Raw genomic sequence first — 15,310 nt, 5'->3', positions numbered from 1 at the left:
GGCCGCGGCATGACCGAGGTCGTGCTCGGGGTGTCCGGCGGCATCGCGTCCTACAAGGCGGCCGAGCTGCTGCGCCTGTTCACCGAGTCGGGTCACAGCGTGCGGGTCGTGCCGACCGCGTCCTCGCTCAACTTCGTCGGCGCCGCCACGTGGGAGGCCCTCAGCGGCAAGCCCGTGCAGTCCGGCGTGTTCGAGCACGTCGACGAGGTCGCCCACGTCCGCATCGGCAAGGGTGCCGACCTCGTGGTGGTCGCACCGGCGACGGCCAACATCCTGGCCAAGGCGGCCCATGGTCTCGCTGACGACCTGCTGACCAACACGTTGCTCACGGCCAGGTGCCCGGTCGTGTTCGCGCCCGCGATGCACACCGAGATGTGGGAGCAGGCCGCCACGAGGGCCAATGTCGAGACCCTGCGCTCGCGTGGCTACGTCGTCCTCGAGCCCGCCGTGGGACGCCTGACGGGCGTCGACACGGGCAAGGGCCGCCTGCCGGACCCGGCGCAAATCTACGCTGCTGCCCTGCAGGTGCTCGAGGGCCGGCCGCAGGACCTCGCCGGTCGTCACGTCGTGGTCTCGGCCGGTGGCACCCGCGAGTACCTCGATCCCGTCCGGTTCCTGGGCAACCGCTCGTCCGGCCGCCAGGGCTACGCCCTTGCCGAGGCGGCTGTCGCGCGTGGGGCACGGGTCACGATCGTGGCCGCCAACGTGGCGCTGCCCGATCCAGCCGGGGCGGAGATCGTCCGCGTGGTCAGCACCGAGGAGCTGCGCCAGCAGGTGCACGCCGCTGCGACCGACGCCGACGCCGTCGTGATGGCCGCCGCCCCCGCCGACTTCCGTCCTGCTGAGTTCGTCGACGCCAAGATCAAGAAGACCGGCGACGGCGTGGCACCCGACATCCGCCTCGTCGAGAACCCCGACATCCTGCTCGAGCTGGTCACCGCCCGCACGAGCAAGCGGCCGGTCATCGTCGGGTTCGCCGCCGAGACCGGCGATGCCCGCGCCAGTGTCATCGAGCACGCCCGAGCCAAGCTCGCCCGCAAGGGATGCGACCTGCTGGTCGTCAACGACGTCAGCGCCGGCAAGGTGTTCGGCCAGGACGACAGCGAGGCGGTCATCCTCGGCGCCGACGAGACCGTCGAGGAGATCCCGCACGGTCCCAAGATCCGCTTGGCGCACGCGATCTGGGATGCTGTCGTCCAGCGCTTGGACTAGCGAAACAACCAGTCATCTCGCTCGTTAGAATTCCGTACTGAACTTCAACCCAGGAGAAACTGTGAGCCGATTGTTCACGTCCGAGTCCGTCACCGAGGGCCACCCGGACAAGATCGCCGACCAGATCAGCGACAGCATCCTCGACGCGCTGCTGGCCGAGGATCCCAAGAGCCGCGTCGCGGCCGAGACCTTCGTGACGACCGGCATGGTGCTGGTCGGCGGCGAGGTCACGACCCAGGCGTACGTCGACATCGCGCGCATCGCCCGCGACCGGGTGCTGGAGATCGGCTACGACTCGTCCACCAAGGGCTTCGACGGCGAGTCCTGCGCCGTGCAGGTCACGCTCGACGCGCAGTCTCCCGACATCGCGCAGGGCGTGGACAAGGCCGAGGAGGCTCGTGTGGGCTCGTCGGTCGACCCGCTCGACGCCCAGGGTGCCGGTGACCAAGGCCTGATGTTCGGCTTCGCGTGCGACGAGACGCCCGAGCTCATGCCGCTCCCGATCACGATCGCTCACCGTCTGGCCGAGCAGCTGACCGCCGTACGCAAGGACGGCACGCTGCCCTACCTGCGCCCGGACGGCAAGACGCAGGTCACCATCGAGTACGACGACGACGACAAGCCGGTTCGCGTCGAGGCCATCGTGATCTCCACGCAGCACGAGGACGGCATCGACCTGGAGAACCAGCTTGCCGCCGACATCAAGAAGCACGTCATCGACACGGTGCTGGCCCAGTACGACATCGACTCGTCGGACTACCGTCTGCACATCAACCCGACCGGCAAGTTCGTCATCGGCGGCCCCATGGGCGACGCCGGCCTGACGGGCCGCAAGATCATCGTCGACACCTATGGCGGCTACGCCCGTCACGGCGGCGGCGCGTTCTCCGGCAAGGACCCGAGCAAGGTCGACCGCTCGGCTGCCTACGCGATGCGATGGGTCGCCAAGAACATCGTCGCCTCGGGGCTGGCCACCAAGGCAGAGGTCCAGGTCGCCTACGCGATCGGCGTCTCGCACCCGGTCGGCTTCTACGTCGACACCTACGGCACCGAGACCGTCCCGGTCGACAAGATCCGCGACGCGGTGCTGGAGGTCTTCGACCTGCGCCCCGGCGCGATCGTCCGCGATCTCGACCTGCTGCGTCCGATCTACGCCCAGACCGCGGCCTACGGTCACTTCGGTCGTCCCGGTCTGCCGTGGGAGGACACCAACCGCGCCGAGGCGCTCAAGGCTGCCGCCGGCGCCTGAGCCCCGGCGTCAAGCCACAGTGACGGCCCCCGCCTCGTGGCGGGGGCCGTTCTGCGTCCATGGGCGGCCATGTGGGTGGCGGCTGGTAGAACAGCACCGTGACGACGCGTGATGGACCTGAGCAGCTGGCTCTGGTTCCCCCTGCGCCGGTGGCCCGTCCGCGGAAGCAGCCGACCAAGCCGGTGCCCGAGGCTGCCGCGGTCCGACCGGTCGCGCGGGTCGTCGTCGACAGCGGCCTGGCCCACCTCGATCGGCCGTTCGACTATCTCGTGCCGACGACCCTGGACGCCCAGACCGTGGCCGGCTGCCGGGTCAAGGTGCGGTTCGCCGGCCGGCTCGTAGACGGGTTCGTGGTCGAGCGGGTCCAGGCGACCGAGCATGGCGGCCGCCTGGCCTTCCTGGCCAAGGTCGTGTCGTCCGAGCCGGTGCTGCACCCCGAGGTGCTGGCGCTCGCGCGGGCAGTGGCCGATCGCTACGCCGGCACGCTGGGCGACGTGCTGCGCCTGGCCATCCCGCCTCGGCACGCCCGCGCCGAGGCGTCCCGTCCCACGCCGGCCGACGGACCGCTACCCGTGGGCAGCGCGGCGGGCTGGCAGACGTACGCCCACGGACTCGGCTTCGTCGCGGCGCTGCGGGCGGGGGAGCAGCCCAGGGCGTGGTGGACCGCGGTTCCCGGCCAGGACCCGGCCGAGCTGGTCGCCGAGGCCGTCCTGGCGACGCTCGGCTCGGGCCGTGGCGCTGTCGTGTGCGTGCCCGACAACCGTGACGTGGCGCGCTGGGACGCCGTGTTCAGCACGGTGCTGGGGGCCGGCCGTCACGTCGCCCTCACGGCCGCGCAGGACCCCGCTGACCGCTACCAGTCGTTCCTGGCGGCGTCCCGCGGTGACGTGCAGGTCGTGCTGGGCACCCGAGCGGCAGCGTTCGCGCCCGTCCGAGACCTCGGGCTCGTCGTGATGTGGGACGACGGCGACGACCTCTTCGCCGAGCCTCGCTCGCCCTACCCGCACGCGCGCGAGGTGCTCCTGCTGCGCGCCGCGGCCCAGGAGTCGGCCCTGCTCATCGGCGGCCACGCTCGTACGGCTGAGGGGCAGTCGCTGATCGACAGCGGCTGGTGCGTCGAGCTCGCCGCCGCGCAGCGCGAGCGGCGCCGCGCCTGGCCGCGGCTGGCCGTCACCGACGGCTCGACCGCGGGCTCGGCGCCGGTGCGGCTGCCGCAGGAGGCGTTCCGTGCGATCCGCGGCGCCACGGGCGCCGTCCTGGTGCAGGTCCCGCGTCGCGGCTACCGCGAGTCGTTGTCGTGCCAGACCTGCCGGCAGCCGGCTCGCTGCACGGAGTGCCAGGGCCCGCTCGGCCAGCCGTCGGCATCGGCGCCGATCGCGTGCCGGTGGTGCGGCCGGGGCGCCTCGCCGTGGACCTGCCCGCACTGCCAGGGCACTGAGCTGCGATCACCGGTCGTGGGCGCGCTGCGCACGGCCGAGGAGTTCGCGAGGGCCTTTCCCGACCTCGAGGTCCTCACCTCCGGCGGCCAGACGATCCTCGACGCGGTCGAGCCCGGCCGCCGACTCGTCCTGGCCACGCCAGGAGCGGAGCCCCACGTCGCGGGCGGCTACGCCGTCGTGATCCTGCTGGACACCTGGCTCATGCTGGCTCGCGAGGACGTACGCGTCGAGGAGGAGTCGCACCGGCGCTGGTTCAACGCCCTGGCGCTGGCCGGTCCCGGCGCGACGGCAGTCGCGGTCGGTGACCCCGTCACCCTTCAAGCACTCGTGCGGGCGGATCCAGCAGGCTTCGCTGCTCGCGAGCTCGCAAGCCGCGCCGAGACGCACCTGCCGCCCACCGCACGGCTCGCCACCGTCGGCGGACCCGACGCGGTGCTGGCGGAGCTGGCCGCCCGGACGTGGACCCCACACACCGAGGTCCTCGGGCCGGTGCCGGTCGACCTGCGTTCCGCTGAGGCAGGGGAGCGGCTGATCCTGCGAGCACCACGTCGTGAAGGTGCCGAGCTCGCGGCAGCGCTCGCCGCGGTGGCGGCCGAGCGCAGTGCGGCCAAGCTGCCGGGCCTGCGCATCCAGGTCGACCCGTTGTCACTCTGACCGCGGCCGGGCCACGGCTGGGTGAGCCGCCTAGACTCGACGCCGTGAGAGTCGTCTTCGCTGGTACGCCTGAGACCGCACTCCCATCCCTCGAGGCGCTGGTCGCGAGCCGGCACGAGGTCGCCGCCGTCATCACTCGTCCTGACGCCCCGGCCGGTCGCGGACGCACCCTCAGGCCGTCGCCCGTCGCGGAGGCCGCAGCGGCACACGGCATCGACGTGCTCAAGCCGGCGAAGCCGTCGGACCCCGACTTCGTCCAGCAGCTCCGCGAGATCGCGCCCGACTGCGTGCCGATCGTGGCCTACGGCGCGCTGATCCGCCGCGAAGCCTTGGACATCCCGCAGTTCGGCTGGATCAACCTGCACTTCTCGGTGCTGCCGTCCTGGCGCGGTGCGGCGCCGGTGCAGCGCGCGATCATGGCCGGGGACGAGGTCACCGGCGCCACGGTGTTCAGCCTGGTCGAGGAGCTCGACGCCGGCCCGGTGCTGGGCTCGATCACCGAGCGCATTCGCGAGGAGGACACGTCAGCCGAGCTGCTCGCCCGCCTCGCCGACTGGGGCAGCAAGCTGCTCGTCGACGTCGTCGACCACATCGAGGACGGTGACATCGCGGCGGTGCCGCAGCCGGAGGACAACGTCTCCTACGCCCCCAAGCTCACGACCGACGAGGCGCAGATCGACTGGCACCGGCCGGCGTTCGCAATCGACCGGCACATCCGTGGCTGCACGCCGGCGCCCGGGGCGTGGACGCTGCTCGACGGTGAGCGCGTCAAGATCGGACCGGCGACGATCGCCGATGACCGCACGCTGGTCCCCGGGCAGCTGTGGATCGGCAAGCAGGAGGTCCGGGTCGGCACCACGACGACGGATCTCGTGCTGGGCGAGGTCCAGGCCTTCGGCAAGAAGCGCATGCGGGCCGCCGACTGGGCGCGCGGCACGTCGTTCGCCGACAGCCCGGTATTCGCATGACCGACCCGATCCGGTCCGTCGCGTTCCACGTCCTGCGGGCGGTCGCCGAGCGCGACGCCTACGTCAACCTCGTCCTCCCGACGATGCTCGCGGAGCACCACATCGAGGGCCGCGACGCGGCATTCGCCACCGAGCTCGTGCACGGCACGGTGCGCCGACAGGGCACCTACGACGCGATCATCGGCCACGTCGCCAGCAAGGGCCTCGGCTCGATCGACGCGCCGGTGCTGGATGCGCTCCGGCTCGGGACGCACCAGCTGCTCAGCATGCGGGTGCCGCCGCACGCCGCGGTGTCCACCACCGTCGACGTGGTTCGGCGTGAGATCGGCCACAAGCCGGTCCACTTCGCCAACGCCCTGCTGCGCAAGATCGGCCAGAAGGACCTCCCCGGCTGGCTCGAGGTCGTCACGGCCGGGCTGGAGGGCGACGCTGCTCGCTCGGTCCGTACGTCGCACCCCTTGTGGATCGTGACCGCCCTGCGCGAGGCCCTCGGCGGTCATGCGGCGCAGATCGACAAGCTGCTCGCCGCCGACAACGCGCCGCCGCGGGTGACCCTCGTCGCGCGTCCCGGCCTCGCCGACCCGGACACGTTGCCGGGCACTCCCGGCAAGCTATCGCCCTATGCCCGCGTCCTGGACGAGGGCGGAGATCCTGGCGCGATCCCGCAGGTCAGGGACGGTCGCGCCGGTGTGCAGGACGAGGGGTCCCAGCTCGTGGCGATCACGCTCGCCGACGCGCAGCTCGACGGGACGGACGCCCGATGGCTCGACCTCTGTGCCGGGCCCGGCGGGAAGGCTGCGCTCCTCGGCGCATTGGCGAAGCAGCGCGGTGCGGGTCTCGTCGCCAACGAGGTGCTGGCGCACCGCGCGGAGCTGGTGAGGCAGGGCGTACGCCTGCTGGACAACGTCGAGGTCACGACGGCGGACGGCCGTCAGGGCCCTTGGGCACCGGCGACGTTCGACCGGGTCCTGGTCGATGCGCCGTGCACGGGCCTGGGAGCCCTGCGTCGCAGGCCCGAGTCGCGCTGGCGACGCTCGGAGTCCGACCTGGCCGACCTGGCCCCGTTGCAGGAGGCGCTCCTGACCCGTGCACTCGAGCTCGTACGTCCGGGCGGCGTCGTGGCCTACGCGACCTGCTCGCCCCACGTCCGCGAGACCACGGGCGTGGTCGAGGCCGTCACGGCTGGGCGCAGCGACGTCGACGTGGAGACCACCCACCAGTGGTGGCCCCACATCGACGGCACTGACGCGATGTTCTGCGCGCTACTCCGCCGCAGCTGACACGAGCTCCGGCTGGGGTGCGGGCCGCCGGCCGGACACGGTCGCGGCGACGGCCACCACCAGGGCGACCAGTGCCAGGAGCGTGCCGGTGTCCATCGCCTCGCGCAGGCCGGGGTGAACTCGCCGGGCACGGCGTGCGACGCGTACACCGTCACGATCACGGCGAGTCCCAGCGCACCGCCGATCTGCTGCGTGGTCTGCAGCAGACCCGACGCCGTCCCCGCGTGCCGCGGCTCGACGCCGGCCAGCACGACCACGGTCAGGGGCATGAACAGCAGTCCCACACCGAGGCCGTTGACGAGCAGGGGGCCGGCGAGGTCGGCCCAGTACGTGCTGGCGTCGGTCAGCTCGCGCAACCAGACCAGGCTGACGAGTGCCAGCGCGGCGCCGGCCGTGATCAACGGCCAGGTGCCGAACCGGGCGACGAGCCGCGGGGTGACGCGGGAGACCGCGAAGATCGCCAGGCTGAGGGGCAGGAAGGCCACCCCGGACTCGAACGCCCCGAAGCCGAGCGTGCGCTGCATGAACTGGACCAGCAGGAAGAACAGCGCGAACTGGGCGCCGATCACGAGCGTCATCGTCGTGAGGGCCGCGACCCGCGGTCCCGAGCGCAGCATCGACGGCTCGAGCAGCGGTTGCCGGGCCCGCCGCTCGATCCCGGCGAACGCGCCGAGCAGGACCGCCGCGGCGACGAACGCGGCGATCGTGCCGACGGACGACCAGCTGTGGTCAGCGGCGTTGATGAAGCCGTAGACGAGCGCGACCGAACCGGCTGTCGCGGTGACCGCGCCCATGACGTCGAAGTGTCCGCGCTCGCGCGTCGTCTCGGGCACGAAGCGCCGGACGAGCACGACCGCCAGGATGCCGATCGGCACGTTGATGATCAGGGCCCAGCGCCACGAGGCGAAGCCCGTGAGGGCACCGCCCAGGATCAGCCCGATCGACGCGCCCGCCGAGGAGACGGCGCTGAACAGGGCCAGACCTCGGTTGCGGCTCGACTCGTCCGGCGCCCCGGCGGTGATCAGCGCGAGGACGCTCGGGGCGGCGATCGCGGCACCCACGCCTTGCAGGGCGCGGGACGCGATGAGCATCGCCGGGTCCTGGGCCAGGCCGCCCAGCAGGGAGGCGAAGGTGAAGAGCCCGACGCCGATCTCGAAAGCGCGGAGGCGGCCGATGACGTCGCCGAGCCGGCCGCCGAACAGCAGCAACCCGCCGAACGCGAGGGAGTAGGCATTCAGGACCCACGACAGGTTGGCCGGGCTGAAGCCCAGGTCGACCCGCATGAGGGGGAGCGCGACGTTGACCACCGTCGCGTCGAGGATGAGCATGAGCTGCGCGGTCAGCACGATGGCGAGGCCGTACGCAGCGCGACGCTGTGCCGGGGGAGCGCCGGTGAGGGAGGTCATGGCGAGGTTTCCTGTTCCACGGAGTGAGGTGACGTACACTGGAACGGAGAAGGACTCCGGTTTCCTTCGTCGACTATACGGAGACAGTCTCCGGTTAGCAAGGGAGGTGTGGCAGTGGTGCCTGTCACGTCCGCCACCGAGGCGCACGACGCGCCGGCGAAGCCGCTGCGAGCCGACGCCCAGCGCAACTACGACAAGCTCGTGGCTGCTGCGCGGGAGGTGTTCGCCGAGCGCGGTGCCGAAGGGTCGCTCGACGAGATCGCCAAGCGCGCGGGGGTCGGCCCGGGCACGCTCTACCGGCACTTTCCGACCCGTGACGACCTGATCGACGCACTGATGCGCGACTGGTCGGCTCGCGTCGTCGCCGACAGCGAGGCCGCCGTCATCGACGAGCTGCCCGCCCGCGAGACGCTCGAGAAGTGGTTCGACGTGTTCATCGGCCACATCACGCTCCACCGCGGCGCTGCGGCCAAGATCACCGCGGCGATGGACGATCCCAGCTCGCCGATCCACGGCAAGTGCCAGGTCCTGTCGAGCGCGAACGACCGGGTGCTCGACTACGTCAGGCAGACCGGACAGCTGCGGCCCGGGGTCGAGACCCGCGACGTCATGCGGCTCGTGAGCGGCGTGGCCAACGTCGCCGACGCGGCAGGCATGCCCGCCGACGACGTGGCGCCGATGCTCGGCATCGTGATCGACGGCATCCTGCAGGACTCCGCCACCTCCTGAGCGGTCCGGCGACCACCACTACGCTGACGGCATGGGCATCCAGATCACCCCGAGCATGCTGGCGTCGGACTTCGCGAACCTCGAGACCGAGGCGGCACGGATCTCCGGCGCCGACTGGTTGCACATGGACGTCATGGACAACCACTTCGTGCCCAACCTGACGCTGGGCGCTCCGGTGATCGAGGCGCTCGCCAAGGTCGCCGCCCAACCGATCGACGCACACCTGATGATCGAGGACCCCGACCGTTGGGCACCCTCGTACGTCGAGGCCGGTGCCCAGAGCGTGACCTTCCACGTCGAGGCGGCCAAGGCGCCGGTCCGGCTGGCTCGCGAGATTCGCGCCAAGGGCGCCCGTGCCTCGATGGCGCTCAAGCCTGCGACACCCATCGAGCCCTATGAGGACCTGCTCCCCGAGCTCGACATGGTGCTCGTCATGACGGTCGAGCCCGGCTTTGGCGGCCAGAAGTTCCTCGACATCTGCCTCCCCAAGATCCAGCGCGCCCGCACGCTCATAGACAAGCACGGTGGTGACATCTGGCTCCAGGTCGACGGGGGAGTGTCGCTCGACACGATCGAGCGGTGTGCCGAGGCCGGGGCCGACGTGTTCGTGGCCGGCTCCGCGGTGTTCAGCGCCGACGACCCCGACGCCATGGTGGCCGAGCTCCGGACACATGCCGGACGTCACACGCACTGAGCGGGACCGCCGGGCTAGACTTGATCTCAACGAGCAGCATCTTTGCTCGCGTGCTCCGGGGTCGGTGCAATTCCGAGCCGGCGGTGACAGTCCGCGACCCGCGGCCCCACCCTCGTGGTGAGGCAACGGTTGAGCCGGTGGAATTCCGGCGCCGACGGTGAAAGTCCGGATGGTAGGAGCACAGTGTCGTGGCGCTGCGCGCCGCGACCGCTGGTGACCTTGGGTCACTGGGAGACCCCGGATGGCGTGAGCAGATCACGACCCGGAGGTATGGATGGCGACGGACACCGAGACCAGCGCGATGCAGCGCGCGCTCGACGCGGCCCGCACGGTCAGGCGTACGCTGCCCAACCCGCGGGTCGGCTGCGTGCTGCTCGCGCCCGACGGCCGCGAGATCGCGGTCGGGGTGCATCAGGGAGCCGGCACCCCGCACGCCGAGATCGACGCCCTGACGCAGGCCGGTGAGGCAGCCCGGGGCGCGACCGCAGTCGTCACGCTCGAGCCCTGCAACCACACCGGTCGCACGGGTCCCTGCGCGCAGGCCTTGATCGACGCCGGCGTCGCGCGCGTCGTGTTCGGGCAGATCGACCCCGACCGCTCCGCTGCGGGAGGAGCCAAGACGCTCCGCTCGGCCGGCATCGAGGTCGAGCCCGGCGTCATGGCGGAGGAGGCCACCGACCTCAACGTCGAGTGGACGTTCGCGGTGACGTCGGGACGCCCCTTCGTGACCTGGAAGTACGCCGCCACCCTCGACGGACTGAGCGCGGCACCCGACGGCACGAGCAAGTGGATCACGAGCGACGAGGCGCGGCGCGACGTGCAGAAGTTCCGCGCCGAGTCCGACGCCATCGTGGCGGGCACGGGCGCGGTGCTCGCGGACGACCCGCGGCTGTCGGTGCGCGACGAGAAGGACATCCCGCTGCCGTACGAGCAGCAGCCGTTGCGCGTCGTGGTCGGTGAGACCAAGATCCCCAACTACTACCGCGTGTTCGACCGGGTAGCGCCGACGTTGCTCGTGCAGTCGCGCGACCCCGAGGTCGTGCTGCAGAAGCTCATCGACAGCCAGATCCGGCACATCTGGCTCGAGGGCGGACCACGTCTGGCCGGTGCCTTCTGGAATGCCGGCGTGATCGACCGCGTGATCGGCTACATCGCCCCGGCGATGCTCGGTTCCGGGCGCGCTGCGCTCGAGGGCGAGGCCACGACGCTGGCCGACCTGCGGCCCATCGACCTGCACGACCTGACGATGATCGGCCCCGACATCCGCATCATCGGCACGCCCGGACGCATGCAACGAGAGGACTTCGACTGATGTTCACCGGACTCATCGAGGAAAAGGGCACGATCACCGCCGTCGAGGAGCTGGGCGACTCCGTACGCCTGACGATCCGCGGCCCGCTCGTGGTCTCCGACGCGCAGCACGGCGACTCGATCGCGGTCAGCGGGGTGTGCCTCACGGTCATGGCGCAGGACGCCGAGACCTTCGCCGCCGACGTCATGAAGGAGTCGCTCGACAAGACGTCCCTCGGCGACCTGCAGGTCGGCGACGAGGTCAACCTGGAGCGGGCGACGCAGGCCGGTGCACGCCTGGGCGGGCACATCGTGCAGGGACACGTCGACGGCACCGGACGGATCCTCGACCGCACACCCAGCGAGCACTGGGAGGTCGTCCGCGTCGCCCTGCCACCGGAGCTGGCGAGATATCTCGTCGCCAAGGGGTCGGTCACGGTCGACGGCACGTCGTTGACGGTCGTCGACGTGGTGGACGGCGACGAGCCGTGGTTCTCGGTGTCGCTGATCCCCACGACCCTCGCCGAGACGACCCTCGGCACCAAGGGCCCGGGGGACAGGGTCAACCTCGAGGTGGACATCCTCGCCAAGTACGTCGAGCGCCTGCTGGGCGCTCGTGAAGAAGGGCAGCCAGCATGAGCGTGCGTCTCGACAGCATCGAACGGGCGATCGCGGACTTCCGTGACGGCAAGGCCATCGTGGTCGTCGACGACGAGGACCGTGAGAACGAGGGCGACATCATCTTCGCGGCCAGCAAGGCGACGCCCGAGCTGATGGCGTTCCTGGTCCGCTACTCCAGCGGCCTGATCTGCGCCCCGATCACGGGCGACATCCTCGACCGTCTCGCGATCCCGCTGATGACACCGCACAACCGCGAGAAGATGCGCACGGCGTACACCGTGTCCATCGACGCCCGGGACGGCATCACCACGGGGATCTCCGCAGCCGACCGGGCGCGCACGTGCCGCGTGCTCGCCGACTCGGCGACCGAGCCGTTCGAGCTCAACCAGCCCGGCCACATCATCCCGCTGCGCGCGAAGCCCGGCGGGGTGCTCGAGCGCGCCGGCCACACCGAGGCCGCGGTCGACTTCGCCCGTCTCGCCGGCCTGACGCCCGCCGGCGTCATCGGCGAGGTGCTCAACGATGACGGCACGCTGATGCGTGCCCCCGAGCTGCGCGAGTTCGCCGACGAGCACGGCATCGCCCTGGTGTCGATCGAGGACCTGCAGGTCTACCGCAGGCTCCACGAGTCACAGGTCGACCGCCTCGCCACGACGCGCCTGCCCACCGAGTTCGGCGTCTTCACGGCCCACGGCTACCGCGATCGCATCGAGGGCTCAGAGCACATCGCCCTCGTCTACGGCGACCCCGGCACCGAGGACGTCCTGACCCGCATCCACTCCGAGTGCCTGACCGGCGACGTCTTCGGCTCCCGGCGCTGCGACTGTGGTCCGCAGCTGGAGCTGTCGATGACCGAGATCACGGCAGCGGGCGCGGGCATCGTCGTCTACCTGCGTGGTCACGAGGGACGCGGCATCGGGCTGCTGCACAAGCTGCAGGCGTACGCCCTGCAGGACGCGGGGACGGACACAGTCGACGCCAACCTGCAGCTCGGGTTCGGTGAGGACGAGCGCGACTATGCCGCCGGGGCGCAGATCCTGCGCGACCTCGGCGTCACCTCGGCCCGGCTGCTGACCAACAACCCCGACAAGACCATCGCCCTCGAGGCGTACGGGGTCAAGATCAGCGAGCGGTTGCCGCTGCGCATCGCGCCCAACGAGGACAGCCTGCGCTACCTGCAGACCAAGGCCGAACGGATGGGCCACGACCTTCCCAACCTCGAGGAGCTGGCATGAGCGGTCAAGGAGCACCCACGATCTTCGTCGACGGGGCAGGTGCACGCGTCGCGATCGTCGCCTCGCGATGGCACACCGAGATCATGGACGGACTCATCGGCGGGGCCGAGCGCGCGCTGGCCGACGCGAAGGTCGAGGACGTCACGCTGGTCCGAGCACCGGGCTCGTTCGAGCTGCCGATCCTCTGCCAGGCGTACGCCCGGGACGGCTACGACGCGGTCATCGCCCTCGGGGTGATCATCCGCGGCGGCACGCCGCACTTCGAGTACGTGTCGGCGGCGGCGACAGACGGCCTCAACCGGGTCGCTCTCGACACCGGCGTGCCGATCGGCTTCGGCCTGCTGACGTGCGACGACGAGCAGCAGGCGCTCGACCGCGCCGGTCTGCCCGACAGCCGAGAGGACAAGGGCCGGGAGGCCGTCGAGGCCGCGCTGTCCACCTGGAACGTCCTGCGCACACTGGCCTGACCGACGCCGATAGACTGCTCCGCGATGAAGACCTTCGATGAACTCTTCGCCGAGCTGTCCGACAAGGCAGCCAGCCGACCTGAGGGCTCGCGCACCGTCGCCGAGCTCGATGCCGGCGTGCACGCGATCGGCAAGAAGCTCGTCGAGGAGGCGGCCGAGTCGTGGATGGCGGCCGAGCACGAAGGCGCCGAGCGTGCGGCCGAGGAGATCAGCCAGCTGCTCTACCACGCCCAGGTCATGATGATCGCTCGCGGGATCACGCTCGACGACGTCTACGCGCATCTGTGACGGATCGGCCCTTCGGCGCCCGTCCGTGCCTTCGACCACCGTCACAGAACTCCTGAGAAGAGAACCCCATGCTCAAGATCGCCGTTCCCAACAAGGGCGCGCTCGCCGAGTCGGCTGCCCAGATGCTGACCGAGGCGGGCTACCACCAGCGACGCAACCCCAAGGACCTCGTCACGCTCGACCCCGAGAACGACGTCGAGTTCTTCTACCTGCGGCCGCGTGACATCGCGATCTACGTGGGGGAGGGCACGCTCGACGTCGGGATCACCGGCCGTGACCTGCTGCTCGACTCTGGCGCGAGTGCGGCGGAGAACATCTCGCTGGGGTTCGGCGCATCCACGTTCCGGTTCGCCGCACCGATCGGCGCCATGTCCAAGGTCGACGACCTCGCCGGCTCACGGATCGCGACGTCCTATCCCGGCATCGTCCAGAGCTACCTCGCCGAGCGGGGCATCGCCGCCGACGTCGTACGTCTCGACGGTGCCGTGGAGTCGTCCGTACGTCTGGGCGTCGCGGACGCGATCGCCGACGTCGTCGAGACCGGCAGCACGTTGAAGCAGGCCGACCTCGAGGTCTTCGGCGAGCCGATCCTGTCCTCCGAGGCCGTGCTCATCACCCGCCGGGGAGCGGCGGAGCCCGAGGGGTTCGGCGTCTTCAAGCGCCGCATCGACAGCGTCCTGGTCGCGCGGACGTACATCATGATGGACTACGACATCAGGGTCGACCAGGTCGAGCAGGCGGTCGAGCTGACCCCCGGCATCGAGTCGCCGACGGTCTCCCCGCTTCATCGTGAGGGGTGGGTCGCCGTGCGTTCGATGGTGCCGCGCGACGCCGCCCAGAAGGTCATGGACTCGCTCTACGAGATCGGTGCCCGCGGCATCCTCGTCACGGACATCCTGGCGTGTCGGATCTGAGGACGTTCCGCCCCGGAGGGGCCCGCATCGTCGCGTACGGCGTCGCCGTCCTGATGGTGCTGCTGACCGTCGTGATCGGCCTGGCGCTGCCTGACGAGATCTCCTTCACGCCCGCCGAGGACGTGACGCTGTGGGCCATCATCGCGGTGGTGCTGACGCTGCTGCACGGTGTCGGCCGCAGTCTCGTCCGCGCGGACGACGACGGTGTGGAGGTGCTCAACGGCTACCGCCGGCGGCACGTCCCGTGGTCGGAGATCCAGGGCTTCGCGATGAACACCGGAGCGCCCTGGCCGACGCTCGTCACGAAGGACGACGACCGCATCAACCTGTTCGCGATCCAGGGCTCCGACGGAGCGTATGCCCGTCAGGCGGTCGCGTACCTGAGGGGCAGGCTGGAGCCGTGAACCACGACCGTACGCTCGCCAGTCCGCAGTTCCCGGGCGATGACGGATCAGCCGATCCGGCGCTCGCAGCGGCGTTCGGCGACGACCTGGCGGTATTGGTCGCGCTCGCCGACGCCCGCGTCTTCGTGCCGATCATCGCCCTGCTCGGCGAGGTGCCGGCCGAGGGCGACAAGAACGCCGACATGGCCGCAGTGCTGATGACCGGCGCCGACGGCCGTCAGGCCCTGCTCGCGTTCAGCAGCGTCGCCTCGATGGCGGCCTGGGACCCCAAGGCCCGCCCGGTGCCGATCCTGGGCCGCGACGCCGCCCGCGCGACGCTCGACGAGGGCGCGGCGGCGATCCTCCTCGACCTGGCGAACCCGACGTTCACGGTGGTCGAGACCGGCGACGTCGAGCACCTCGCCGCCGGTCACCGCCTGGTGCAGAGCGAGGCCGGACCCGCCTGGCTCGCCTGACCACG

General features: G+C 70.9%; 15 protein-coding genes, 1 pseudogene and 1 riboswitch. Of the genes and pseudogenes, 15 read left to right on the top strand and 1 reads right to left on the bottom strand.

The genetic code is table 11. The features are described from left to right. Nucleotides 1–9: 9 nt before the first annotated feature. From coaBC to AB0N22_RS05340, 5 genes are all read left to right on the top strand, one after another. Nucleotides 10–1,212, top strand: a complete 1,203-nt coding sequence (gene coaBC, locus AB0N22_RS05360; protein ID WP_364636907.1) for a bifunctional phosphopantothenoylcysteine decarboxylase/phosphopantothenate--cysteine ligase CoaBC — start codon at nt 10–12, stop codon at nt 1,210–1,212. A gap of 61 nt (nt 1,213–1,273) precedes the next feature. Then, a complete protein-coding gene (gene metK, locus AB0N22_RS05355) occupies nt 1,274–2,461 on the top strand; it encodes a methionine adenosyltransferase (protein ID WP_364636905.1) in 1,188 nt (395 codons plus the stop codon). Nucleotides 2,462–2,559: 98 nt separating this feature from the next. After that, on the top strand, nt 2,560–4,554 hold the full coding sequence (locus AB0N22_RS05350; RefSeq protein ID WP_364636903.1) for a primosomal protein N': 1,995 nt from the start codon (nt 2,560–2,562) through the stop codon (nt 4,552–4,554). Nucleotides 4,555–4,598: 44 nt separating this feature from the next. After that, nucleotides 4,599–5,522 carry a methionyl-tRNA formyltransferase gene (gene fmt / locus AB0N22_RS05345; RefSeq protein ID WP_364636901.1) on the top strand — a complete coding sequence of 308 codons (924 nt, stop codon included), beginning with the start codon at nt 4,599–4,601 and terminating at the stop codon, nt 5,520–5,522. Then, nucleotides 5,519–6,802 (top strand): transcription antitermination factor NusB, encoded by a 1,284-nt coding sequence (locus tag AB0N22_RS05340; protein WP_364636899.1) that lies wholly within the window; start codon nt 5,519–5,521, stop codon nt 6,800–6,802. Before fmt ends, AB0N22_RS05340 begins: the two co-directional genes overlap by 4 nt. A gap of 179 nt (nt 6,803–6,981) precedes the next feature. Here AB0N22_RS05340 and AB0N22_RS05335 read toward each other — a convergent pair. Continuing rightward, a pseudogene (locus AB0N22_RS05335) lies at nt 6,982–8,208 on the bottom strand (MFS transporter); the annotation flags it as partial. Between the two features lie 117 nt (nt 8,209–8,325). On the opposite strand from AB0N22_RS05335, the gene AB0N22_RS05330 reads away from it, so the two are divergent. The 10 genes from AB0N22_RS05330 to AB0N22_RS05285 all read left to right on the top strand — a co-directional run bounded on the left by AB0N22_RS05330 (nt 8,326) and on the right by AB0N22_RS05285 (nt 15,305). Next, nucleotides 8,326–8,937 carry a helix-turn-helix domain-containing protein gene (locus tag AB0N22_RS05330; protein WP_364636897.1) on the top strand — a complete coding sequence of 204 codons (612 nt, stop codon included), beginning with the start codon at nt 8,326–8,328 and terminating at the stop codon, nt 8,935–8,937. A gap of 31 nt (nt 8,938–8,968) precedes the next feature. Beyond that, entirely contained in the window at nt 8,969–9,631 is a 663-nt protein-coding gene (gene rpe / locus AB0N22_RS05325; protein ID WP_364636895.1) for a ribulose-phosphate 3-epimerase, read from the top strand. A gap of 47 nt (nt 9,632–9,678) precedes the next feature. Next, nucleotides 9,679–9,816, top strand: a riboswitch (FMN riboswitch). An 89-nt stretch (nt 9,817–9,905) separates the two neighbouring features. After that, complete coding sequence (gene ribD, locus AB0N22_RS05320) at nt 9,906–10,943, top strand: bifunctional diaminohydroxyphosphoribosylaminopyrimidine deaminase/5-amino-6-(5-phosphoribosylamino)uracil reductase RibD (protein WP_364636893.1); 1,038 nt, start codon at nt 9,906–9,908, stop codon at nt 10,941–10,943. Further along, complete coding sequence (locus AB0N22_RS05315) at nt 10,943–11,560, top strand: riboflavin synthase (protein WP_364636891.1); 618 nt, start codon at nt 10,943–10,945, stop codon at nt 11,558–11,560. The genes ribD and AB0N22_RS05315 overlap by 1 nt, the downstream gene beginning before the upstream one ends. Continuing rightward, the gene (locus tag AB0N22_RS05310; RefSeq protein WP_364636889.1) at nt 11,557–12,777 is read left to right on the top strand and encodes a bifunctional 3,4-dihydroxy-2-butanone-4-phosphate synthase/GTP cyclohydrolase II; all 1,221 of its coding nucleotides are present in this window, start codon (nt 11,557–11,559) and stop codon (nt 12,775–12,777) included. Before AB0N22_RS05315 ends, AB0N22_RS05310 begins: the two co-directional genes overlap by 4 nt. Next, nucleotides 12,774–13,244: a 6,7-dimethyl-8-ribityllumazine synthase gene (gene ribH, locus AB0N22_RS05305; RefSeq protein WP_364636887.1), complete on the top strand. Its 471-nt coding sequence runs from the start codon at nt 12,774–12,776 to the stop codon at nt 13,242–13,244. The genes AB0N22_RS05310 and ribH overlap by 4 nt, the downstream gene beginning before the upstream one ends. A 24-nt stretch (nt 13,245–13,268) precedes the next feature. Then, nucleotides 13,269–13,532, top strand: coding sequence for a phosphoribosyl-ATP diphosphatase (locus AB0N22_RS05300; protein WP_364636885.1), 264 nt, complete (start codon nt 13,269–13,271; stop codon nt 13,530–13,532). Nucleotides 13,533–13,600: 68 nt separating this feature from the next. Beyond that, nucleotides 13,601–14,446 carry an ATP phosphoribosyltransferase gene (hisG, locus tag AB0N22_RS05295; RefSeq protein WP_364636883.1) on the top strand — a complete coding sequence of 282 codons (846 nt, stop codon included), beginning with the start codon at nt 13,601–13,603 and terminating at the stop codon, nt 14,444–14,446. Further along, nucleotides 14,434–14,850 (top strand): PH domain-containing protein, encoded by a 417-nt coding sequence (locus AB0N22_RS05290; protein ID WP_364636881.1) that lies wholly within the window; start codon nt 14,434–14,436, stop codon nt 14,848–14,850. The genes hisG and AB0N22_RS05290 overlap by 13 nt, the downstream gene beginning before the upstream one ends. Next, the gene (locus AB0N22_RS05285; protein WP_364636879.1) at nt 14,847–15,305 is read left to right on the top strand and encodes an SseB family protein; all 459 of its coding nucleotides are present in this window, start codon (nt 14,847–14,849) and stop codon (nt 15,303–15,305) included. Before AB0N22_RS05290 ends, AB0N22_RS05285 begins: the two co-directional genes overlap by 4 nt. The last annotated feature ends 5 nt before the right edge of the window (nt 15,306–15,310 follow it).

Source organism: Aeromicrobium sp. NPDC092404, assembly GCF_040684095.1.
In the GTDB taxonomy this organism is placed as follows: Bacteria; Actinomycetota; Actinomycetes; order Propionibacteriales; family Nocardioidaceae; genus Aeromicrobium.
Note: the sequence above shows the minus strand (reverse complement) of the source record. Positions and strands in the feature narration are given on the sequence as shown.

Bases quoted from the DNA above. Each gene is read 5' to 3' on its own strand.
- coaBC (WP_364636907.1), top strand. From the start codon at position 10: ATGACCGAGGTCGTGCTCGGGGTGTCCGGCGGCATCGCGTCCTACAAG.
- AB0N22_RS05340 (WP_364636899.1), top strand. From the start codon at position 5,519: ATGACCGACCCGATCCGGTCCGTCGCGTTCCACGTCCTGCGGGCGGTC.
- rpe (WP_364636895.1), top strand. From the start codon at position 8,969: ATGGGCATCCAGATCACCCCGAGCATGCTGGCGTCGGACTTCGCGAAC.
- ribD (WP_364636893.1), top strand. From the start codon at position 9,906: ATGGCGACGGACACCGAGACCAGCGCGATGCAGCGCGCGCTCGACGCG.
- AB0N22_RS05315 (WP_364636891.1), top strand. From the start codon at position 10,943: ATGTTCACCGGACTCATCGAGGAAAAGGGCACGATCACCGCCGTCGAG.
- AB0N22_RS05310 (WP_364636889.1), top strand. From the start codon at position 11,557: ATGAGCGTGCGTCTCGACAGCATCGAACGGGCGATCGCGGACTTCCGT.
- ribH (WP_364636887.1), top strand. From the start codon at position 12,774: ATGAGCGGTCAAGGAGCACCCACGATCTTCGTCGACGGGGCAGGTGCA.
- AB0N22_RS05300 (WP_364636885.1), top strand. From the start codon at position 13,269: ATGAAGACCTTCGATGAACTCTTCGCCGAGCTGTCCGACAAGGCAGCC.
- hisG (WP_364636883.1), top strand. From the start codon at position 13,601: ATGCTCAAGATCGCCGTTCCCAACAAGGGCGCGCTCGCCGAGTCGGCT.